This is a genomic window from Streptococcus mitis (genome assembly GCF_002096755.1).
Classification (GTDB): Bacteria; Bacillota; Bacilli; order Lactobacillales; family Streptococcaceae; genus Streptococcus; species Streptococcus mitis_AC.
The window spans coordinates 1-23,197 of sequence record NZ_NCVF01000021.1; the positions used below are offsets into that span (position 1 = coordinate 1).

Sequence of the window (23,197 nt, forward strand, 5' to 3'; positions counted from 1 at the left end):
AGTGTTCCATCTGCAACATACCATAGTCCGTACGGGATTCGAACCCGTGTTACCGCCGTGAAAAGGCGGTGTCTTAACCCCTTGACCAACGGACCAGAGCTGTTATTTTCAACTCTTACTATTATACAGACTTTTCAAACTTTGTCAACTACTTTTTCTGTTTTTTTCAAATTAAGTAAAAAGAGCCAGAATTATACTGACTCTTCTATTGATTATTAAACTTAGAAGCACGTTCTTCTCCCCACCAATATGGGATTAGTTCTGCGACTTTCACCGTCTTTCTTGTATCGTAGTCCATCATGAATTCTGCATCTTTATTTTCAGCGTTCAACTCTAAGAGGAACTCTCTGCATGCGCCACAAGGCATACCCGAACTTCCACCATAAGGTGGTTGCTCTCGAAAGGCTAATACTTTTTTAACCTTAGTTTGTCCTGAAAATTGGTACATATTGAAGAGAGCCGCCCGCTCTGCGCAGAGATGGAAAACACCACAGGTTCCCTCCATACAGAAACCTGTAAATATTTGTCCATCTTCTGCTTCTACTGCGGCCACAACATGGTTAGCGTAAACAAAATCAGATACTTCATGTGGATCGTATAGCTTCTGTGCTTCTTCGTACATCTTTTCCCAGATGTCCATTGTTGCATCCTTTTTATTTAGAGATTTCTTTTAGCATGTTTTCGATATGCTGGATTGATTTTTCACGGCCTAACAAGAAGATAGTATCTGGCAATTCTGGTCCATGCATTTCACCTGAAACTGCGATGCGAATTGGCATGAAGAGATTTTTCCCTTTGATACCTGTTTCTTTTTGAACAGCTTTGATTTGCGGGAAGATATTCTCTGTTACAAATTCATCATCTGTCATCGCCTCAAGTTTTGCTTTGAAGGCTTCAAGAACTGTTGGGACCGTTGCCTCCGCCATGACTTCGCGTTCTGCTTCTGTCAATTCTGGGAAATCTGAGAAGAAGAGATCTGTCAATGGGATAATCTCATCTACTGATTTCATTTGTGGTTTATAGAGCTCAACTAATTTTTCAGCCTTGTCAGTTAAACGGCCCGCTTCCTCTAAGAATGGTTTTGCCATTTCAAAGATAGTTTCTAGGTCTGCATTCTTGATATAATCATTGCTCATCCAGTCTAGTTTTTTCTGGTCAAAGGCAGCTGGAGACTTGCTGAGGCGGTTTTCATCGAAAAGTTTAATGAGTTCTTCACGAGAGAAGATTTCATCTTCGCCACCTGGGTTCCAACCAAGAAGAGCAATAAAGTTAAAGACTGCTTCTGGAAGGTAACCTTTCTTTCGATAATCTTCGATAAATTGAAGTGTATTAGTATCACGTTTAGATAACTTCTTACCAGTCTCAGAGTTGATAATCAAGGTCATGTGACCGAACTCTGGAGCTTCCCAACCAAGTGCTTCATAGACCATAAGCTGTTTTGGTGTATTAGCAATGTGGTCGTCTCCACGGATTACGTGAGAAATCTGCATATCATGATCATCAATGACAACGGCAAAGTTGTATGTTGGGTAACCATCTTTCTTTTGGATAACCCAGTCACCACCGATATTTCCACCTTCAAATTCGATATCACCTTTGACCATATCATGCCACTTGTAGATACCTGACTCATTGACAGCCAAACGAACAGTTGGGATGATCCCTGCTGCTTCACGTTCTGCGATGTAAGCTGCTTTTTCTTCTTCACTCATACCAAGGTATTCGTTGATATATCGAGGTGTTTCGCCAGCTGCTTCTTGGCGTTCGCGTTCAGTTGCCAACTCTTCTTCTGTAACGTAAGATTTGTAGGCTTTTCCTTCAACTAGCAATTGATCGATGAATTTTTGATACAAGTCCAAACGCTCAGACTGGCGGTAATTTTCATGTGTTTCTGGGCTTTCATCCCAATCCATACCTAACCAACGAAGGTTTTCAAGTTGTGAACGTTCACCATCTTCGACATGGCGTTTACGGTCAGTATCTTCGATACGGATAATAAAAGTTCCACCGTGATGACGTGCATAAAGGTAGTTGAACAATGCTGTACGGGCATTTCCGATGTGTAGTAGTCCTGTTGGACTTGGTGCGTAACGTACGCGGATATCTTTTGACATAGTTTCTCCTATAAAGTCTCTAGGCGTCTGCCTTTTTGCTCTCTATATTATATCACAAGTCTTGGCTGAGTCCAATTTCTATGGATAAAGAGAGTAAAAAGAGTGGATAAACCACTCTTTTCTTCCATTATTATAGACGTGCGTTAAGTTCTTTGCTCAATTCTTCAAATCCTGGTTTTCCAAGAAGGGCAAACATGTTACGTTTGTAAGCTTCAACACCTGGTTGGTCAAATGGGTTGATGGCATTCAAGTAACCTGAAAGGGCGATAGCCAATTCGAAGAAGTAGATTGTATAACCAAGAGTGAAAGCATCTTGCTCTGGAAGAGTCACGTACATGTTTGGTACATCACCGTCTGTGTGGGCAAGAAGAACACCGTCAGTTGCTTTTTTGTTTACAAAGTCAACGTCTTTTCCTTGAAGGTAACCAAGTCCATCAAGGTCTTCTTCCAAGCTAGGGATAATCACGTTTTTACGAGGTTTGTCAACACGGACAACTGTTTCAAACATGATACGAGTTCCTTCTTGGATAAATTGACCAAGTGAGTGCAAGTCAGTTGAGAAGTTGGCTGAAGTTGGGTAGATACCTTTTTGGTCTTTCCCTTCTGTTCAAGCACCCCTTGTGGATGCATTTGCTGGAAATTCCCTTGCACTGACTGGCTAGTTTGATTGACTTGCCAATCAACCACTGCGTCATCTATTTTTTCTAATTTAGACCCAGAAGCCTGGACTTTTTGTCCAGGCTCTGAATCAATTTTTTAGACTTTTATTTTTCTAAATTGCTTGATTTGAAATTTTATTATGGTTAAGCAGTTTCAAAAATCTGAATGGTAGAATCTTTATCAATTACTACCGCTTGATCTGCTACAACATGGAGTGTACCAGGAAGGCTCCCCTCTTTTGAACCATCAAAAGAAATCGTGATATGTCCCAGTCCAGTTAAATTTTTTTCTACTACATTTCCTACGGAACTAATCGAATATTCCTGATTATCTACCACCAGCTTGCCACCTTCTAGTATTGAACCTAGCAGATTTTTATTATCAATCTTAAAACAATACTCTGATAAATCTTCCGGTGCTTCTTCTCCAAATAAAATGAGCATATTGGCATCTTGAATCATATTCTGAGCTTCAGGCCCCACTTGAATTACTTTAGCTTCAAAAATTTTCTTCATCTAATTCCTATTCATCCTTTCTCAAATCTGTCATAAACTTATGCTTATAGATAAGTTTAACATAATAGTTGCTATGTTTACGTGCATCTATCAAAAGTTTACTGATAAAGGCCAATACTAGCTATCCAAGCTACTAGCACCCGCGGAACACCATTGAGAAAGCGTGAATAAAGCACAGAAGGGACACCAACCTCAACTGTTTCAGCCTTGGCTTCAGATAGACCGAGTGCTACAGGAATGAAATCACAACCGTTTTGAGTGTTGATAGCAAATATAGCTGGCAGAGCCATTTGGGGCGGAATAGTCCCTTTGCCGATTTCAACTCCAATTAAGGTTCCAATAATCTGACTGATAACAGCTCCGGGGCCTAACAAAGGAGATAGGAATGGCAAGGAACAGATAAAGCCAATCAAAATGAGTCCCCAGATGTTCCCAGCTAGGGGAACCATTAATTTTGCCAGCCAATTTCCAACACCTGAACCTTGAATAACCCCAATCAGCAAGGAAACAAAGGCCATGAAAGGAATGATCGTGTTGAGCATTGTTTGGATGGCTTCACGAGCAGCCTGGTTGAAAGTCGCAACGACCTTCCCAGCGCCCATCCCAATTCTTGCTACAATACTTGTTTCAGCTTTTTGCTCTGTAATTTTTTTACTAGTATCGTAAGTTGGCTTTTCTGTTACCACAGTTGTCGCTTTTTCGTCTTCATTAGCAGCAGAAATTTGATTAAGGCCAACTGCTGACACATAGATTTCCTCGGTTATATATTGAGCTAGAGGCCCACTTTTCCCTGTAGCGACAATATTTATTGTAGGGATCCCCTTTTTAGGATAAATACCACAGCGAAGAGTACCGCCACAATCCACGATTGCTAAAGCAATTTCCTCATCTGGGATAGAAGTTTTAAACCCATTAACAGCTTCCATACCGGTCAAATCAGCAATTTTATCTACAATATCTGGCTTTTCTCCTCCGCCAGTGATATAGATGAATTTATGCTTAGCTTCACTAGGTGTAATGACCAAAGGTCCTCCGAAACCGCCATTTCCTTTAACAACTTTTATACTCTTATATGACATAATTTCACTCTTTCTATAAATCAAATGTTTTACTCAAGGTAACACCTTGCTGTTTTGCTACATAAGCAGTTGTAAAATCGGTCACCCAACCGCCTACAAAGTTCATGACAAGCCCAACAAGCATGTAACGAATGGCTAAGTCCATTTGACTTAAACCTAAAGTTTGAATTCCTGTTGCAATTCCCATCCATACAAACAATTCCCCAGGATTGATATGCGGAAATACACCATTTGAAGTGTGGCAGAACTGCATCTGAGCTGCTACAAAACTAGGTTTATAATATTCTGGTAAGAAACGTCCCATACTGATTGCCATCGGATTCCCCAGCATAAAGGCAGAAATGAAAGGTAAAATCATATACCGGCTAACAGGATTTTTGGCAGAAATCTTAGCCAGGGAATTGACCTTCTCTTCTCCCAAGAAAGCGATAAGGGTATTCATTGCAATCAATAGCATTAAGACAAGCGGTACAATATTTGTCATCCAGCTAATAAAGGTTTCTCCACCTAATTGGAAGAGTTTCATAAAACTCTCTGCAAAATTTGTAATGTGATTCATAAGGAACTCCCTTTCTTATTTTTTTTAAATAACTGTTTAATAGATAATTGTAAGTAATTCGCATAAAAGCCGAATCCCAGAAAAGAATCAGATGAACTTGTCTCTTTCTCAATACCTGCCTCATTCCAAAGATAGACTTTTCTAGCATCTTCTATGGCTGATTGCATCAACTTATTTTCTTTTCTCACAAGAGGATTATACTTGTCAAAATAATGGATGTCTTCTCCAACATAATCGTCCATATTTTGAAAACGTGCTAAGATTGTGACTCCTTGCATTTTGCTAGCTTTAAGAACCCGACCGTTTTCATCAACCGCGAACATGACAATCGTACCGGATTTGATTCTTCCGGACTTCCTGCCAATCGCTACGCGCCCCAGTTTTCGGAGCATCGTATAGGTCTTATTGAAGTCTTTGAGTTGCTGCCAGCCGAGGAACATTTGAAATATATAAGCTGCCATGACAAATACAGCGAAAATTATTAGCGAATTCATTAAAATACTCCTTTGCTCTTAGAAAATGATAGAAACTCTGTCTCTGTTTCTACAGCCCTCAATGCTTCTTTTAGAGAAGGCTCTCCTGCAATTCGAAAAATGTCGTCATACAATTCCAGCAATTCACTCTCCATTTTGCTTTCAATTTCTGAGGGAATGGCGACTAGAAAGATAAATTCAATCATCTCCTTTTTGATAAGGCTCTTCTAGCTTTCCAAACATTAAAATAGTCTTTGCATAACCCTGGTTAATTGTATGGGGGAAGGCAATTCCTCCACCAAAAATGGTTGATTGTTTTTTATCCCTATCAATTATCCGATTTCTAAAACCTTCATCAATCATCTGAAGTTTCTCTAACTCTGCAACCATATTTAGCAAGTATTGCTGATAGGTTTTTTGGGGAGTCAAACGAAGAAAACGTAAGCTGACTGTTTCTAGATTTTTTTGATGAAAAGCATTGGCCCTCTGCCATTCTTCCTGCAGCCATTGATCATCAAAAAGATGATTAACTTGAATGACTGGAGATTTAGAATCTTTATATTTTAGAGGAACTGTCGTAAAAATCGCGAAATAGTCCTGATTCAAATCCAGATTAAAATCCTCTTCAGAATACTGAGTAATGTCTACATCATTTCCAAGAATTCGTCTGAGTTGCTGAATAATCATCGCAGCAGTTCCTCTTCCTGTTGTGCAAACTACAGCTATCTGCTTGCGAGAACCATTTACAACAGAGTTTTGCTTTCTTAAAATCATTTCAAAATACAAAGCCAGATATCCGATTTCAGATAATTCCAATTCAGAACCAAAAATTGCAGATAGTTCTTCTCCAGCAATTTTCGCCATTTCAAAAGCAAAAGGATATTGAGTTTGAACCTCGCCATGGAATATATCATTAGCTTGCACATGGAAAATCAGTCGATTGATTAAGGAGCCTAGATGAGACTTGATTTCTTCAAATAATTCTTCATCATCAAAGTTAACCAACATTGTTTCTTTGACTTTCTTGACAATCCCTTGAAAAATGTTTGCAAGCTGTTCAGATTGATAAGACGGCTTGCTTAAAGTGTCAATAAAACGGATATTAAACGGAAAACACAAAAAGTCTATCTCAAACTGACTGAGGGAAATCTTATAAGTCATCTCAATATGATAGATTAATTTTTCAACCAAAGGTGTCTCTGTTAAATCATTCCTATAGTAAGGAATAGGGCAACCCAACACCCTAGATGCATGAATACGCTCCACCATAATTGAAATTGTCTTTCGAAGGAGTTCCTTTGTTTCTTTCGGGATTTTATACTCCTGGAGTAGCGTCTCCAGAAAAGAAGATGTTGCCTCGGTGAGTGTCTTTCCTTCAAAGTAAGGGGCCACTTGGTGAATATAGAGCAAGCGCAAATTCAGCTCGGACCCCAAGACCTCCAGCCCACGGTTGGGCTTTCCTGAAATAGTGATAGAGTAACTCTCTGCCAAAGATTTTACTTGTTTTAAATCCTTATTAAGGGTACTTCTACTAACACCTGCTTCCTCAGCCAAGTCGTCAATAAGAAGAGGGGAGGTTGACTCAATTAAACGTTTTAGTAAATAGGCAATTCTTTTACTGGAAGAATTGAAGTCACTCTCCCGTTTTAAACTACCAGATAAAATCCTTTCCAACTCAGTATAGTCATACACCTCTAACATTAACTGATCATCTTGTGAGATAATCTGGATACTCGGAGCCAAAACATCATTTAATTGTTGGATACTCTTTTGCAAGGTTTGCATACTAATATCCAGCTCTGAGCGCATATCTACCAAGGAATAAGTTGGCTGTGAGACCATTTTTTCTAAAATATTATACCATCGATTTACTATGGTCAACTCTCTTCCTCACCTTCATTTTTTTAACCGCGAGTTTTCCCTCCGGCAATATTTGTAGTGACTCCAGTTATATAGCTAGAACGGTCTGAAATATAGAATGCTACAAGGTCAGCTACTTCCCGTAGTTTACCACTTCGTCCCAAAGGAGTTGTTGAAGTTGAAGCATAACCAGCTCGAATATCTTCTACCGTCTTTCCACGGGTATAAGCAAGAGCTTCCTCATAAGAAAGAGTTCGAAGTCCCGTAGCTTCCATAATTCCTGGAGCAATTCCAACCACACGTACACCATGCTTACCCAGCTCTTTTGCCCATGAACGAGTGTAACTATAGACTGCTGCTTTTGTGGCAGCATAGGCACTTTGTCCTTCAGAACCTTCCAAGCCTGCTTCTGAAGCCATGTTCACAATTACACCTTTTCCATTTTTCACTAAAATACGTCCCACTGCCTGACTAACCAGATACAAACCTTTTTGATTAATCATCGTTACTTTTTCGAACGTCTCATCGTCCAATTCGTAAGGACCTTTAGGATTTTCTGCATCGATTAATAATCTAGGGATATTAATCCCTGCATTATTGACCACTGCATCAATATTGCCAAATCTTTCAACTATTTTGGCAACACCCTCTTCTACTTCAGAGCGAGAAGTTACATCAACTTTTACAAATAATAGATTTGGATGACGCAAATCGTTGTCGCTAAGATCGAAATTCGCTACGTTGACACCTAATTCCAGCAATTCTTCAACGATTGCCTTACCGATCCCAGATGACGCGCCAGTCACAAGAACTGTTTTGCCTTTTATGTTTAACCAATCATTCATTTTGATACCTCTCAAATTTTATTTACAAGGCAATTATACAGCGCTTTCATAAAAGAATTAAGACACTCTTTTTTACACTTTTAAAAAAAATAATAAACTAATTAAGAGGCTTGTACTAAAAATCCACAAGAAATGAACTTGTGGATCTTTTTATATTCTAAATGAACTCAAAGCATATGAGAATCAAAGGCGTGCATTCAACTCAGCACCCAGCTCTTCAAAGCCTGGTTTCCCAAGAAGAGCAAACATGTTTTTCTTATAAGCTTCAACTCCAGGCTGGTCAAATGGATTGATACCATTCAGGTAGCCAGAAAGAGCAATAGCCAACTCAAAGAAGTAAATAGTGTAGCCCAAAGTGAACTCATCTTGCTCAGGCAGTGTCACAAACATATTTGGAACTCCACCATCAGTGTGTGCTAACAGCACTCCATCTGTAGCTTTTTTATTGACAAAGTCAACATCTTTTCCTTGCAAGTAGCCAAGACCGTCCAAGTCTTCTGCCAATTCAGGAATCAGCACATTTTTGCGAGGTTTATCTACACGGATAACTGTTTCAAAGAGGATACGGGTACCTTCCTGGATAAATTGTCCCAGAGAGTGCAAGTCTGTTGAGAAGTTAGCTGAAGTTGGATAAATCCCTTTTTGGTCTTTCCCTTCTGACTCACCAGCCAGTTGCTTCCACCACTCAGAGAAGTATTGCAGAGATGGTTCATAGTTAGCTAGAACTTCTGTCAGATAACCTTTACGGTACAAGATATTGCGTACAACTGCATATTGATATGCTTCATTTTCAGCCAACTTATCAGAAGCATAAGCCTTGCGAGCAGCATTTGCTCCTTCCATTAACTTGCTGATATCAGCTCCTGCAGCTGCGATTGGCAAGAGCCCCACTGCTGTCAATACTGTAAAACGACCACCTACACTATCAGGCACTACAAAAGTATCCCAGCCATTAGCATCTGCTTCAACCTTAACTGCACCTTTAGCGCGGTCTGTAGTTGCGTAGATACGTTGGTTAGCTTCTTCTTGACCGTACTTCTTAACCAAGAGTTCTTTGAAGACACGGAAAGCAATAGCCGGTTCAGTTGTTGTACCTGATTTAGAAATCACGTTTACTGAGAAATCTTTGTCTGATACATAGTCTACCAAATCAGCCAAATAGCTTGAAGAGATAGAGTTTCCAGCATAGAGGATCTGAGGTGCCTTGCGTTCTTCCTTTCTTTGCAAGTTTACAAATGAATTATTCAAGAAATCAATAGCTGCACGAGCTCCTAAATAGGAACCACCAATACCGATTACGATCAATACCTCACTATCAGATTGGATTTTAGCAGCAGCCTTTTGAATACGAGCAAATTCATCTTTGTCATATTCTTCAGGTAAGTTCAACCAGCCAGTCATTTCTGCCCCAGGACCTGTACCATTTCGCAGAGCAGAATCTGCTGCAGTCACTTGAGGCTGCATATAATCTAGTTCATGTGGTGCAACAAATTTATCTAATACTTTTGAATAATCAAATTTAATATGTGACATAATATTCCTCCAAAATTTCTTCTCTTCTATCATAACCCTTACCTTAGATTTTTTCAAGTTTTTTTGTCGAATTTCTCCAATTTTTATCAGAATTCAAACGTTTGCGTAAAAATATCACATTCCAAAAATTTTGAAATAATAAAAGAAAGAACGACCAGATTCCCAGTCGTTACAGTTCATTCAATAAATACTCAAATAATTCTAAATTGCCATCTTCTTCATTAACCAGAAACTCTGGATGCCACTGCAAACCGATAATGCGGTGCTCGTCGATAGACTCAATCGCTTCAATAGTTTGGTCTCTTGGATCAATAGCAGTTACACGGAAATTAGGTGCCAAATCTTTAATACTCTGACGATGAACGGAATTAACTTGACTTTCTTTTCCAAATAACTTAGCCACCACACTTCCTTCTACTGTCTCAATAGAATGAGATGTCCCGAAAGGTAGTCCTTGCCAGTGGCCTTCGATTTCTTGATTGAGAGTTCCCCCAAAGGCAACATTGACAAGTTGGACACCGCGACAGATTGCCATGATTGGTTTATTCTGACGAAGCGCTTCTTTCAAGAGCGCCAATTCAAATTCGTCACGCACTAGGTTGTAATCATCGCTCTCGATGGTCTTTTTCTCTCCATAAAATTGAGGATGGACATTTTGACCGCCTGTCAAGATAAGTTTGTCAATCATTTCTACATAATCGCGTACAACTGACTCATCACCAACAGGAATGACTAAAGGGAGACCACCGACTTGACGAATGCTCTCTGCGAATCTACAAGATACAGATGAATGAATGTTTTTACCTTCTGCGTCTACGGGACATAGATTTGCAGCAACTCCTACAACCGTTCTAGCCATGATGCCTCTCCTTTCGAATATTAACGATAGTCCTATCATATCACTCAAAATGCCTTTCGTCTAATATGTTTTTTTTAAGTTTGTGATAAATATTTTTTATGGACAAGAAAAAGCTGCCCGCATAGGACAACTTTTTTCTTATTCAAAGACAAATTGATTGTGATAGAGTTCTGAATAGAAGCCACCTAGTTTCAAAAGTTCATGGTGGTTACCGCGTTCAATGACTTCTCCATCTTTGAGAACAATAATCTGGTCTGCATTGAGGATGGTCTTCAAACGGTGAGCAATGACGAAACTGGTTCTGCCTGCTACAACCGCCTCCATGGCATGCTGAATCTTGCTTTCTGTCACCGTATCTACGTTTGAAGTTGCTTCATCGAGAATGAGAACTTCTGGATCTGTCATCAGGGTTCGAGCGATAGAAATCAATTGTTTCTGGCCTGTTGAGAAGATGCTTTGATCATCATCGATAAGGGTATCGTATTTGTCAGGTAAGCTTTCGATATAGTCGTGAATATGGGTTGCCTTGGCTGCTGCCTCAACCATTTCTTGACTAGCATCTGGCACACCGAAACGGATATTGTCTCGAATCGTTCCGCTAAATAAGACCGAATCCTGCAAAACAATTCCCACCTTACTTCTGAGACTATCTAAATCATAGTCACGGATGTCTTTGCCGTCAAAATAAATACCACCAGCATCAACATCATAAAAGCGATTGATGAGGTTCATAATAGTCGTTTTCCCTGACCCTGTCGGACCAACAACTGCTGTCATCTGGCCTTTAGGGGCAGAAATGCTGACATCTTTCAAAATAGGTTTATCAGGTAGGTATGAAAAATCAATATGACTAATTTCAACACCTTCTTGCAACTTAGTGAAGATTGGAGCCTTTTCAGGTCGGATTTCTTCCTCTGCGTCAAACATTTCCTGAATCCGTTCAGCACCTGTAAAGGCTAACTGAAGGCTTCCCCAACTAGCTGCAACTTGAATAATAGGCTGGTAGTACTGCTGTGAAAATTGGGCAAACATAACAATCAAACCTAAGGCTGTACTTGTTTCAATAGACTTATCATTCAAAAGTACAGCTGAACCAGCAAAGATGACGATAGCTGTATTAACCAGGCTCATCCCATTCATGACAGGGAAAAGAATTCCTGAGAACATTCTTCCTTTAAAGGTTGCCTTGCGCACGCGCTCATTTTGTTCAAGAAATCCTGCCATCATATCCTTTTGAATTCCTTGCACAATCACGGCTTTTTGGCCTGAGATACTCTCATCCATATAGGCGTTGAGTTTCCCTACCTCTTTTTGCTGGAGGTTGGTGTATTTGCGTGCCATTTTTACGATGAAAATCAGCATAAGGAAGGCAACTGGTGTGCTGGCAATGGTGATGAGGGCCAGGGTCACATTTCTCGAAAACATGACAAGAATCAGACCGATGTATAAAACAATATTGCTCATGACCTGAATCAAGCTTTCGTTAAAAGCTTGGAGGATATTATCCAAATCACTGGTAAAACGAGACAGGATATCGCCATCTTGTCGGCGGTCAAAGAAAGAAACAGTCAACCGAGCAAGCTTGCCAAAGAGGCCTTTGCGCATCTCGTTGGTCGATTCTGCAATCACGCGCGTCATGAGACACATGTATATCACACTGGAGATAAATAGAACCAAAACTAGCAGACCAAGATTGACCATGATTCCTGATAGGCTTTGCCAAACAAGTTCTGGATTGCCATTTTGATAAGCTTGAACTAAATTAGCTAACTCTGTTACCGCTTGTCCAGAAAATACCGGAAAGAGAGCTTGGGCAAGAGTCGCCAGAACAATCATCAGGATAACAACTACAAATGATAGCTTATAGACTTTAAAATAATTCCAAAAAAATTGAACTGTCTTCATTTTACTCCTCCTTTCCTTTCTGTGTTTCGTAGATTTCACGGTAAACGGAATTGTTGGCAACCAAGTCTGCATGCGTACCTTGACCAATCAATCGTCCTTGATCTAGAACCAAGATTTTATCTGCATGAACAACCGAGCTAATCTTTTGAGCGATGATAATGGTTGTCGTTCCCTTCAAGTCCTTATTCAAGGCTTCCTGAACCAGGCGCTCTGACTTGGCATCCAAGGCTGAGGTCGAATCGTCAAAAATCAGAATACGTGGATTGCTGACAATTCCACGGGCAATCGACATCCTTTGTTTTTGCCCACCTGAAAAGTTGGTTCCCCTTTCTTCAACTGGACTTTCAAAGGTTTTCTCCATACGATGAATGAATTCACTGGCTTGAGCAATATTGGCTGCGCGCTCCATTTCAAATAAAGTAGCATCTCCCTTACCCTGTCTCAAGTTATCTGCAATCGTTCCACTAAAGAGAATGGCTCGTTGGAGAACGATAGAAACAGTTTTACGCAAGGTTCCTTCACTCACTTCTCGAATATCCTTGCCTCCGATTTTGATAGCCCCTTCCTGCGGGTCAAAGAGACGTGGAATCAATTGAGCCAAGGTTGATTTTCCTGCACCAGTCGCTCCAACGACACCAACCATTTGACCAGGTTCAATAGTAAAGGTCACATCTTTCAGCATCGGTTCCTTGTCCATTGGATAGGTAAAGGTTACATTTTCAAAGCTAAGGCTTCCAACCAACTCTTCATCTGGGACATCCTTGAAGGTCATAGCTGGTTCTGCGTCAAGAATTTCTCGAATACGACGCATAGAAATCATGGCGCGACTGACAGAATTTCCTAAAAATCCAACCATAACAATGGTAAAGATGATCTGGCTCAGGTAATTGACAAAGGAAGCAATGGAGCCAACAACTGACGGATCCGACTGAACCATTCCTGCAACTAGCCAAATAGAGAGGAAAACCGTCCCGTAGCCGACTAACATCATAAAGGGTTCCACTACTGAAAAGGCATAACCAATGTAAAGGTTTTGACCAAGAAGCTCGTCTGATACCTCTGTAAACTTAGCAAACTGCTCTTTTTCTTGGACAAAGGACTTGACCACACGAACACCGCGTAGATTTTCCTTGGCGATAGCATTGATGCGCTCAAGAAGAGTTTGAAACTTAGCAAAACGAGGGCCCATCATTCCCATCATGACAGCAGTCAAGGCAAAAATCAAGATAACCATGAGAACAATCACCCACCATAGGGAGGGAAGGGTTTGAACCGCGAGGATAAACGAACCGATGAACAAAAGGGGAAGTCTGAAAAGAATTTGGAAGGTCATCATGACGACGTTCTGAATCTGGTTGATATCATTTGTCATTCGAACTACTAGATTTCCCGCATTAAATTGTTCAATATTGGCATAAGAAAAGGTTTGGATTTTACGGAAGGCGTCCTCCCGAAGGTCAGATGAAACTCCTTGGGCAATATAGGCTGCAAGGACAACATTGAGCCCACCAGCAACCAGACCGACCACGGCCACACCAATCAACCAAGCCCCTATACTATAGATAGCTTCATATTTCCCAGCAAGGAGAGCGTCTAACACTTCCTGCAGATAACGCGGTTGCAGAAGTGAACTAGCAACCATCAAGCCTGTCATCAGGAGCGAAGCCAAGACCTGCCACTTGTAGGTTTTTATTTTCTGAATCAGCATATTTTCTCCTTAAAAAATAGACAAAAGGGAGCGACAATGTGTCAGCTCCTTCTCATTCTGTTTGTGTGATGTTATTCTAGCAAAAAAGTGAAGGATTGTCAAAGAAGTCTCCTTGATACAGCTAGAATGACAAGTAATTCATTCTTTATAATTTTTGTTTTAACTCGACCAAGACATTCATAGCCTGCATGGGTGTCATGTTGTAAATGTCCAATTTAGCTAATTCTGCTAGGATAGGATGCTCTTCTGCCGTATCAAATAGTGAAATCTGTTCCGTGACGTCGCTTGTTTGCCTCATAAGAACTGGACTTTCTGTACCTTGATTCTCTAACTGAGTCAAAATCTTATCCGCCCTTGCTAGAAGGTCTGCTGGCAAACCAGCAATCTTGGCAACATGGATACCGTAGGATTTATCAGCTGGTCCTGGTTCAATCTTGTGAAGGAAGGTGACCTGCCCACCCTGCTCCAAAGTTGCCACGTGAACATTGACCAAGTGTTCCAAGCTAGACTCCAGACTGGTCAACTCATGGTAGTGGGTCGCAAAGAGGGTCTTGGCTCCGATATGCTCATGGATATATTCGATGATGGACTGGGCAAGAGCCATTCCGTCATAAGTTGCAGTTCCCCGTCCCAATTCATCAAAGAGAATGAGAGAGTTCTTGGTCGCATGCGAAATGGCATTGTTGGCCTCCATCATCTCTACCATGAAGGTTGATTGACCTGAAACCAAGTCATCTGCTGCTCCGATACGGGTAAAGATAGCATCAAAAATCGGTAAATAAGCATTCTCTGCTGGTACGTAAGAACCCATCTGAGCCATCACCGCTGTCATGGCCAGCTGACGCATATAGGTCGACTTCCCACTCATGTTAGGCCCTGTAATCAACTGGATACTAGTATCCCCTCCCATTTGAATGGTATTTGGAATATAGGTCTGAGCTCCCATGACCTTTTCAACGACAGCATGGCGCCCTTTCTGGATATCGATTTGTGAGTCATCGCCAAACTCAGGTCGAATCAAATGCTGAGTTTCGGCCACAACCGCCAGACTCTGTAAGACATCAACTGTCGCAATTCCTTGGGCTAGAGCCTGCAAACGCTGGATGTACTTGCTGACCTCTTCACGAATGCTCATAAAGATTTCGTACTCTAGGTTGGCTGACTTCTCACGCGCCTCCAGCATATCTCCCTCGATACGGGCTAATTCCTCAGTTCCAAAGCGTTCTGAGTTTTTCAGCGTTGCCTTGCGGAAAAAGTGAGCAGGCACATTTCCCAGTTGAGAATTGGTCACATGGAAATAGTAGCCATCCTTCTTATTGTAGTCAATCTTGAGCGTGCTGATACCAGAATTTTCTCGCTCCTTAGCCTCAATCTCAGCAATCCAGCTAGTCCCTTCTCTGAGAACGCGACGGTACTTGTCTAAAGTCTCATCAAATCCAGTCCGGATAATACCACCTTCCGTAATCACATGAGGAGCTTCAGGAGCAATCGCTGCGCTAATCAAGCTCTCCAACTCAGGGATTCCATCCAGTTGTTCGATGAGATAGGCTAGAGCAGGCTGTTCCATTCCCTCTAAAATCGCACGAATCCGTGGCACACTAGACAAGGTGGTCGCCAACTGCAAGAGATCCTTGGGATTTGTTTTGCCAAAAGAAACCCGACTAGCCAAGCGTTCGATATCATAAACACCCTTGAGACTGTCTGTCAAATCACTACGCTCAAAGAAATGGTCGAGAAAGACCTGCACCACTTCTTGACGTTGGACGATTCGTTCCTTATCAATCAGGGGGCGATGAATCCAAGACCGCAAGAGCCGCATACCCATAGCTGTTTTAGTTTCATCCAAAAGCCAGAAAAGACTACCTTGCTTCTTGCCTGAACGAGCATTCTCAACCAAATCGAGACTAGCCTTGGTCGCATAATCCATCTGCAAGAAATCCTTGATTTCATAGCGGATAACAGGTTTGAGGTGGTTCAATTCCCTCATCTGAGTCCGATGAACATACTGGAGCAACTTACTAGATGCCGCTTGCTCCACAGGTGCCAATCGTGAATCCAGTAAATGAAGGTCTTCAAAGCCTTCTTTTTCATAGGAAAGTACCAGATTCATCTGACGACTGAGGATTTGTTCCTCTTCCTCAGACGAGACATAGCCCAACACCACTTCTCGCGCCTTGAGATTGCGGATTTCCCCACAAACCAGCGTGAAATCCAAAAGACCTGTCACATAAAAGTCACCCGTCACCAGGTCCATATAAGCTAAGCCAAATTGATTGCCATCTCGATCTATAGCAACCAAGAAGTTGTTCTGACTGTCTGGCTTACTGCTATCGACCACTGTCCCTGGCGTAATGACCTGAACAACCTCTCGTTTCACAACCCCAACTGCTTGTTTAGGATCTTCCATCTGCTCTGCGATAGCTACCTTATAGCCCTGCTCAATCAAGACATCTATATACTGCTGGGCAGAATGATAGGGGACACCCGCCATAGGAATCGGATTGTCGGCATTCTTGTTGCGACTCGTTAAGGAAATTTCCAGAATCTGCGCAGCATTGACCGCATCCTCATAAAATAATTCATAAAAATCACCCATCCGAAAGAGCAAAAACGCATCTGGATATTGCTTTTTAATATCCACATACTGTTGCATGCCGGGTGATAGCTTCTCTGTCGCCATTTTCCGTCTCTCCTTGTCAAAAATAAGTCTTGAGAGCGACTCTCAAGACCTTACTTATCTTTCATCAAATCTAGCAAACGATCTTCCATGAGTTTGGCAACGTGCTGGTCTCGACAAATAACCAATAAGGTATTGGCACCAGCAACTGTTCCTAAAATCCATTCATCCTTGTTTGCATCTACAATATTTGCTAAAACAGAGGCTTCGCCCAATTTGGTATGAAGTACCAAGGTAAACTCTGCTCTTGCAACACCTTCTAAATGATGAGACAAAAATTCCACCAAATCAATCTTTTCTGTCTCATTTGCTAGTACATAATACACCATATCATTTTTCTTGACCTTGGTCAAGCCGATTTCGCGCAAATCACGAGACAGGGTTGTCTGCGTCACAAAAACATTGTGCGCTTCCAACCGATCTTGAATTTCTTTTTGTGTACTTAATTTCTCCTCAGTAATCATTTTTTTTATTAACTGATGACGATCTCTTTTTCTCATAAAATCCTCTTATATGCATATTTATCACTAATTTTATAACTATATTATACCAAAAAAATAGGAGATTTCAAAAATTTTTTCTTCTTTCTTTAAAATTGTGATAAAATAGTAGAAAAGTCCAAAAAGGAGCTCTTAATGAATACAAAAGAACTGATTGCTAGCAAGTTGGCTAGCGTCATTGATAGCCTGGACCAAGAGGCTATTTTAAATTTACTGGAAACCCCTAAAAACTCAGAAATGGGAGACATTGCTTTCCCTGCTTTTTCTCTTGCAAAAGTCGAACGTAAGGCACCTCAAATGATTGCTGCTGAACTGGCTGAAAAAATTAACAGCCAAGCCTTTGAAAAGGTTGTTGCAACAGGACCTTACGTCAACTTTTTCCTTGATAAATCTGCCATTTCTGCTCAAGTATTGCAAGCTGTTATCACTGAAAAAGAACACTATGCTGACCAAAATATTGGCAAACAAGAAAATGTTGTTATCGATATGTCTAGTCCAAATATCGCTAAACCATTTTCTATCGGTCACCTGCGCTCAACTGTTATCGGAGATAGCTTGTCACATATTTTCCAAAAAATCGGTTATCAAACGGTCAAGGTCAACCATTTGGGAGACTGGGGTAAACAGTTTGGGATGTTGATTGTTGCCTACAAAAAATGGGGCGACGAAGAAGCTGTAAAAGCTCATCCAATTGATGAACTCCTTAAACTATACGTCCGCATCAATGCTGAGGCTGAAAATGACCCAAGTTTGGATGAAGAAGCACGCGAATGGTTCCGTAAACTTGAAAATGGAGATGAAGAAGCTCTCGCTCTTTGGCAATGGTTCCGTGATGAAAGTTTAGTGGAATTTAATCGCCTTTACAATGAACTGAAGGTTGAATTTGACAGCTACAACGGAGAAGCCTTCTACAACGATAAGATGGATGCAGTTGTAGACATTCTTTCTGAAAAAGGACTTCTTGTTGAGTCAGAAGGTGCCCAAGTTGTCAATCTTGAGAAATATGGAATTGAACATCCAGCCCTCATCAAGAAATCTGATGGTGCAACTCTCTACATCACACGTGACTTGGCTGCAGCCCTTTACCGTAAAAACGAATACCAATTTGCTAAATCTATCTACGTTGTTGGTCAAGAACAATCTGCCCACTTTAAACAACTCAAAGCTGTCTTGAAAGAAATGGGCTACGGCTGGAGTGAAGACATTACTCATGTTCCTTTTGGTTTGGTTACAAAAGAAGGGAAAAAACTCTCTACTCGTAAAGGGAATGTCATCTTGCTAGAGCCTACTGTTGCAGAGGCTGTTAGCCGTGCCAAAGCCCAAATCGAGGCTAAAAATCCTGAACTTGAAAACAAAGACCAGGTAGCGCATGCTGTTGGGGTTGGGGCCATTAAATTCTATGACCTTAAGACTGACCGTACAAATGGATACGACTTCGACTTAGAGGCTATGGTATCCTTTGAGGGGGAAACTGGTCCTTATGTACAATATGCCTATGCTCGTATCCAATCGATCTTACGTAAAGCAGACTTCAAACCAGAAACAGTGGCTAATTACAGCTTAAATGATGCTGAAAGCTGGGAAATCATTAAACTCATCCAAGACTTCCCACGTATTATCAACCGTGCGGCGGATAACTTTGAACCTTCTATCATTGCTAAATTTGCAATTAGCCTGGCTCAAGCCTTTAACAAATACTATGCACATACACGTATCTTGGATGATAGCCCAGAACGCGACAGCCGTCTAGCTCTCAGCTACGCAACCGCAGTCGTTCTCAAAGAAGCCCTTCGCTTGCTTGGAGTAGAAGCGCCAGAGAAGATGTAAATCACCAAAGTTACTTGATTGCAAAGCAATCTAAGTAACTAACGCCAAATCCTATCAGGAATTTGGCTAGGTGCTTCACTAGTAAAGAAACATAAATATTATCGATTTATGTTTCTTTACGTCGTAACCAGAGACACTTGCCTAAACGCTTCACTAATTCACCAAACCAAATAATATCGATTTGGTTTGGTTCATGTCGTAAGCTTCAAGTTACTTGATTAAAAAGCAGTCTAAGTAATTAAGACCAAATCCTGTCGGAGATTTGGTTAGACTTATGTCGCAATCTTTTAATTACTTAATTGTAAAGCAGTCTAAATAACTAAGACCAAATCCTATACGTAATTAGGTTTAGAGGCCTATCAAAAATCTTATCAAGTTTTGCTGACTTGTTCTGCTATTTTAGATCCACTAAATCGATTTATTCACTACTACTTCTTTATCATACAGGGAGATTTCCTATGAGCCAATATGCTTATATCCTCGTTGTAATTAGCTTGGTGTTCCTTTTTCTGCTCAATAAGTACGAGAAGGAGAGACTTCAAAGGCTCTACCAAGAACAACTTTTAAAGGATGAAACATTTAGGAGTGATATCAAAGAGAAAATTCACACGACTGAAAATATCAATGATGTCATTGCTTACATCAATAAAACTTATCATCTGGGAATGTTACTGTCAAAAGACATTACAGATCAATTGAAATAAACCGAGCTATTCTTTTAAGGAATATAAAAACCGAGACTGAGAGTTTGTCCCTTCGTCTCGGTTTTTGTGTATTTTTCAAGTAACAAAGCCACCACTCCCCAGTAATGCAAGTGCAAAATCCTCTAGAATATGATAGAATAATGAAAAGGACTCTATTAAGGAGGAAAACATGGAAAAACAAACCGTCGCCGTCTTGGGGCCTGGTTCTTGGGGAACTGCCCTTTCACAAGTCTTAAATGACAATGGACACGAGGTACGTATTTGGGGAAATCTTCCCGAGCAAATCAATGAAATTAATACCTATCATACTAACAAGCACTACTTTAAAGATGTCGTTCTAGATGAAAATATCATTGCCTACACTGACTTAGCAGAGGCATTAAAAGATGTGGATGCGATTTTGTTTGTTGTCCCAACAAAAGTGACACGACTTGTTGCCCAACAAGTTGCAAAAACCTTGGATCATAAGGCTATCATCATGCACGCATCAAAGGGATTAGAACCTGATAGCCATAAACGATTGTCAACCATCCTTGAAGAAGAAATTCCTGAACATCTCCGCAGTGATATTGTCGTTGTTTCAGGACCTAGTCATGCGGAAGAAACCATTGTACGTGACCTGACTTTAATCACTGCTGCTTCTAAAGATTTACAAACAGCTCAATACGTTCAAGAACTCTTTAGTAATCACTACTTCCGACTTTATACCAATACGGATGTTATTGGAGTTGAAACTGCTGGTGCTCTTAAAAATATTATTGCTGTCGGTGCTGGAGCTTTACATGGTTTGGGATTTGGTGACAATGCCAAGGCAGCCATCATCGCTCGAGGCTTGGCAGAAATTACCCGCCTAGGAGTAGCACTTGGGGCCAGTCCATTGACCTATAGTGGCTTATCCGGTGTAGGAGACTTGATCGTAACGGGAACCTCCATCCACTCTCGTAACTGGAGAGCCGGAGATGCTCTTGGTCGTGGAGAATCTCTAGCTGATATCGAAGCCAATATGGGCATGGTTATTGAAGGAATCTCAACAACTCGAGCAGCCTATGAACTAGCGCAAGAACTTGGAGTCTATATGCCAATTACACAAGCCATTTACCAAGTTATTTACCACGGAACCAATATTAAAGATGCCATTTACGACATCATGAACAATGAATTTAAAGCAGAAAATGAGTGGTCTTAACCCTCTAGAGAAAGGATTCTTATGACATCAAAAGTTAGAAAGGCAGTCATCCCTGCCGCTGGACTTGGAACTCGATTTTTACCAGCAACCAAAGCACTTGCTAAAGAGATGTTGCCAATTGTGGACAAACCAACTATCCAATTTATCGTAGAAGAAGCTCTTAAATCAGGTATTGAAGATATTCTGGTTGTCACTGGTAAATCAAAACGTTCTATTGAAGACCACTTTGACTCAAACTTTGAGCTTGAGTACAACCTCAAAGAAAAAGGCAAACATGACTTGTTAAAATTGGTAGACGAAACAACTGGCATTCGCCTTCACTTTATCCGTCAAAGCCATCCTCGTGGGCTTGGAGATGCTGTCTTACAAGCCAAAGCTTTTGTAGGGAATGAGCCCTTCGTTGTCATGCTTGGTGATGACCTAATGGATATTACAGATGACCATGCTGTACCTTTGACAAAACAATTGATGAATGATTACGAGACAACTCACGCATCAACAATTGCTGTTATGCCTGTCCCTCATGAAGACGTTTCAGCATATGGAGTTATAGCTCCTCAGGGTGAAGGGATTAATGGTCTCTACAGTGTCGAAACTTTCGTTGAAAAACCAGCTCCAGAAGATGCTCCAAGTGATTTGGCAATTATCGGACGCTATCTGCTCACACCAGAAATTTTTGAAATCCTCGAAAATCAAGCTCCCGGTGCTGGAAATGAAATCCAGCTTACCGACGCTATTGATACGCTTAATAAAACACAACGTGTTTTCGCCCGTGAATTTACAGGAGCTCGTTACGACGTTGGGGATAAGTTTGGCTTTGTGAAAACATCTATTGACTACGCCCTCAAACACCCACAAGTCAAAGATGACTTGAAAGATTACCTCATCCAACTGGGAAAAGAATTGGCTGAGAAGGAATAACATAAAAAGATAAGGTTCAAAAATGCCTTATCTTTTTTATTACATAACTATTCTTATAAACCTTCACAACCCCATTCCCTTGTAGAGAAGTAAGACTGCAAGTCCTACGAACAACACTAACGCTACCAGTCTCTGACTAGCGCTATACATCTGTCTTTCTCCTCGAACTGGAAAGATAATTGCTAGAAATGCTCCACCAACTGCTCCCCCGAGATGGCCTGCTAGGCTGATTCCTGGAATCAGAACACTGCCAATAATGTTAACCACAAAAAGTGTCAGATAGGATTGCCCCAACTGCTGGATATAAGGATTACGCGTTGCATAGCGAAGAACAATAATCGCAGCAAATAGTCCATAGAGAGAGGTAGAGGCGCCTGCTGCTAAGGATTTAGGACTAAATACAAAAACAAAGAGATTACCCATCATTCCTGATAAAAGATAGAGAAAGAAAAACTTCTTGGATCCGAAAATTTCCTCTACTTGCCTACCAAGATAATAAAGGGAAAGCATATTAACAATGAAATGCTCCCACCCAATATGAACAAAAATGGCTGAAAAGAGACGCCAAATTTGCTCAGGAAAGAGGCGAATAGCTGGCCCATACATGGCTCCAAATCGAAATAATGTATCTGCCCTGTCAAAGTTTCCGCCTGCAGTGACCAACATTAGTAAAAATACCAAGGCCGTCACTAAGAGGAAGAAACTCGTCACAGGGTAACGTCTATCAAAGATTTCCTTCATCAATTAATACCTCCTCAACAGGAATATCATGCTTTTCAGGTATAAAGTCCTGAATTTGACAAGGATAAACCGTACTCAAACTATGACCAGAAAAATGTTTCAGATAACGGTCATAATAGCCTCCACCGTATCCTATCCGATATCCTTTCGTCGTAAAAGCCAGACCAGGAACATGAATCAAATCAATCTGAGAGGCATCCACCACTTCCAAATCTCCCTGTGGCTCCAGTAATCCAAAGGAAGTTTTGACCAGTTGTTGCGAATTATAGACTACAAAGTCCATGCGCCCCTTGGGATAAGTTTTGGGTATCAGAACCTTCTTGCCGTCCTTCAGCGCCTGCTCAATCAATCCCTGCGTTTGAAACTCATGAGGGAAAGAGAGGTAGCTTGCGATGACCTTGGCTTCTTGGTAGAAGCGATGTTGTAAAAGTCGTTCTGTTAAAGCTTGGTCTATAGCCTGTTTTTGTTCTTGAGATAAAGCCTTCATTTCTTGCAAGACTTGCTTACGTAATTCCGATTTCATAGACACCC

Annotated in this window: 19 protein-coding genes, 1 tRNA gene and 2 pseudogenes; 4 read left to right on the forward strand and 18 right to left on the reverse strand. The window is 41.0% G+C overall.

Annotated elements, in window-relative coordinates; genetic code table 11:
* Nucleotides 1–23 precede the first annotated feature (23 nt).
* The 16 genes and pseudogenes from B7700_RS03765 to argR form a co-directional block, all read right to left on the reverse strand.
* Nucleotides 24–95 (reverse strand) — tRNA-Glu (locus B7700_RS03765).
* Between the two features lie 110 nt (nucleotides 96–205).
* Nucleotides 206–640: a cytidine deaminase family protein gene (locus B7700_RS03770; RefSeq protein ID WP_084887259.1), complete on the reverse strand. Its 435-nt coding sequence runs from the start codon at nucleotides 638–640 to the stop codon at nucleotides 206–208.
* A gap of 13 nt (nucleotides 641–653) precedes the next feature.
* Nucleotides 654–2,114, reverse strand: a complete 1,461-nt coding sequence (gltX, locus tag B7700_RS03775) for a glutamate--tRNA ligase (protein WP_084887261.1) — start codon at nucleotides 2,112–2,114, stop codon at nucleotides 654–656.
* A 130-nt stretch (nucleotides 2,115–2,244) separates the two neighbouring features.
* Nucleotides 2,245–2,721, reverse strand: a pseudogene (locus B7700_RS03780) (glucose-6-phosphate isomerase); the annotation flags it as partial.
* A gap of 196 nt (nucleotides 2,722–2,917) precedes the next feature.
* The gene (locus B7700_RS03785) at nucleotides 2,918–3,289 is read right to left on the reverse strand and encodes a PTS glucitol/sorbitol transporter subunit IIA (protein WP_084887263.1); all 372 of its coding nucleotides are present in this window, start codon (nucleotides 3,287–3,289) and stop codon (nucleotides 2,918–2,920) included.
* Nucleotides 3,290–3,387: 98 nt separating this feature from the next.
* Nucleotides 3,388–4,368: a PTS glucitol/sorbitol transporter subunit IIB gene (srlE, locus tag B7700_RS03790; RefSeq protein WP_038804194.1), complete on the reverse strand. Its 981-nt coding sequence runs from the start codon at nucleotides 4,366–4,368 to the stop codon at nucleotides 3,388–3,390.
* Between the two features lie 13 nt (nucleotides 4,369–4,381).
* The gene (gene srlA, locus B7700_RS03795) at nucleotides 4,382–4,927 is read right to left on the reverse strand and encodes a PTS glucitol/sorbitol transporter subunit IIC (protein ID WP_001015684.1); all 546 of its coding nucleotides are present in this window, start codon (nucleotides 4,925–4,927) and stop codon (nucleotides 4,382–4,384) included.
* Complete coding sequence (locus B7700_RS03800; RefSeq protein WP_033585448.1) at nucleotides 4,924–5,421, reverse strand: transcriptional regulator GutM; 498 nt, start codon at nucleotides 5,419–5,421, stop codon at nucleotides 4,924–4,926. Before B7700_RS03800 ends, srlA begins: the two co-directional genes overlap by 4 nt.
* Nucleotides 5,421–7,242, reverse strand: a pseudogene (locus tag B7700_RS03805) (BglG family transcription antiterminator). Before B7700_RS03805 ends, B7700_RS03800 begins: the two are co-directional and overlap by 1 nt.
* A 62-nt stretch (nucleotides 7,243–7,304) precedes the next feature.
* Nucleotides 7,305–8,105: an SDR family oxidoreductase gene (locus B7700_RS03810; protein WP_001000837.1), complete on the reverse strand. Its 801-nt coding sequence runs from the start codon at nucleotides 8,103–8,105 to the stop codon at nucleotides 7,305–7,307.
* Nucleotides 8,106–8,288: 183 nt separating this feature from the next.
* Entirely contained in the window at nucleotides 8,289–9,638 is a 1,350-nt protein-coding gene (locus B7700_RS03815) for a glucose-6-phosphate isomerase (protein WP_000018239.1), read from the reverse strand.
* A 169-nt stretch (nucleotides 9,639–9,807) separates the two neighbouring features.
* Entirely contained in the window at nucleotides 9,808–10,497 is a 690-nt protein-coding gene (locus B7700_RS03820; protein ID WP_000124770.1) for a gamma-glutamyl-gamma-aminobutyrate hydrolase family protein, read from the reverse strand.
* Between the two features lie 138 nt (nucleotides 10,498–10,635).
* Nucleotides 10,636–12,402, reverse strand: a complete 1,767-nt coding sequence (gene patB, locus B7700_RS03825) for a multidrug efflux ABC transporter subunit PatB (RefSeq protein ID WP_084887265.1) — start codon at nucleotides 12,400–12,402, stop codon at nucleotides 10,636–10,638.
* A 1-nt stretch (nucleotide 12,403) separates the two neighbouring features.
* Nucleotides 12,404–14,110 (reverse strand): multidrug efflux ABC transporter subunit PatA, encoded by a 1,707-nt coding sequence (patA, locus tag B7700_RS03830; RefSeq protein WP_084887267.1) that lies wholly within the window; start codon nucleotides 14,108–14,110, stop codon nucleotides 12,404–12,406.
* Nucleotides 14,111–14,255: 145 nt separating this feature from the next.
* Nucleotides 14,256–16,790 (reverse strand): DNA mismatch repair protein MutS, encoded by a 2,535-nt coding sequence (mutS, locus tag B7700_RS03835; RefSeq protein ID WP_084887269.1) that lies wholly within the window; start codon nucleotides 16,788–16,790, stop codon nucleotides 14,256–14,258.
* Between the two features lie 50 nt (nucleotides 16,791–16,840).
* Complete coding sequence (argR, locus tag B7700_RS03840) at nucleotides 16,841–17,287, reverse strand: arginine repressor (RefSeq protein WP_001231476.1); 447 nt, start codon at nucleotides 17,285–17,287, stop codon at nucleotides 16,841–16,843.
* Nucleotides 17,288–17,422: 135 nt separating this feature from the next.
* On the opposite strand from argR, the gene argS reads away from it, so the two are divergent.
* From argS to galU, 4 genes are all read left to right on the forward strand, one after another.
* A complete protein-coding gene (gene argS / locus B7700_RS03845; RefSeq protein WP_084887272.1) occupies nucleotides 17,423–19,114 on the forward strand; it encodes an arginine--tRNA ligase in 1,692 nt (563 codons plus the stop codon).
* Nucleotides 19,115–19,572: 458 nt separating this feature from the next.
* Nucleotides 19,573–19,818 (forward strand): hypothetical protein, encoded by a 246-nt coding sequence (locus B7700_RS03850; protein WP_020903404.1) that lies wholly within the window; start codon nucleotides 19,573–19,575, stop codon nucleotides 19,816–19,818.
* Between the two features lie 169 nt (nucleotides 19,819–19,987).
* Nucleotides 19,988–21,004, forward strand: coding sequence for an NAD(P)H-dependent glycerol-3-phosphate dehydrogenase (locus tag B7700_RS03855; RefSeq protein ID WP_020903403.1), 1,017 nt, complete (start codon nucleotides 19,988–19,990; stop codon nucleotides 21,002–21,004).
* A gap of 21 nt (nucleotides 21,005–21,025) precedes the next feature.
* Nucleotides 21,026–21,925: a UTP--glucose-1-phosphate uridylyltransferase GalU gene (galU, locus tag B7700_RS03860; protein ID WP_084887274.1), complete on the forward strand. Its 900-nt coding sequence runs from the start codon at nucleotides 21,026–21,028 to the stop codon at nucleotides 21,923–21,925.
* A gap of 63 nt (nucleotides 21,926–21,988) precedes the next feature.
* Here the strand turns inward: galU and B7700_RS03865 are convergent, their stop codons facing one another.
* Nucleotides 21,989–22,666: a rhomboid family intramembrane serine protease gene (locus B7700_RS03865; RefSeq protein WP_084887276.1), complete on the reverse strand. Its 678-nt coding sequence runs from the start codon at nucleotides 22,664–22,666 to the stop codon at nucleotides 21,989–21,991.
* Nucleotides 22,650–23,189, reverse strand: coding sequence for a 5-formyltetrahydrofolate cyclo-ligase (locus B7700_RS03870; protein WP_049510373.1), 540 nt, complete (start codon nucleotides 23,187–23,189; stop codon nucleotides 22,650–22,652). The genes B7700_RS03865 and B7700_RS03870 overlap by 17 nt, the downstream gene beginning before the upstream one ends.
* Nucleotides 23,190–23,197: the final 8 nt, after the last annotated feature.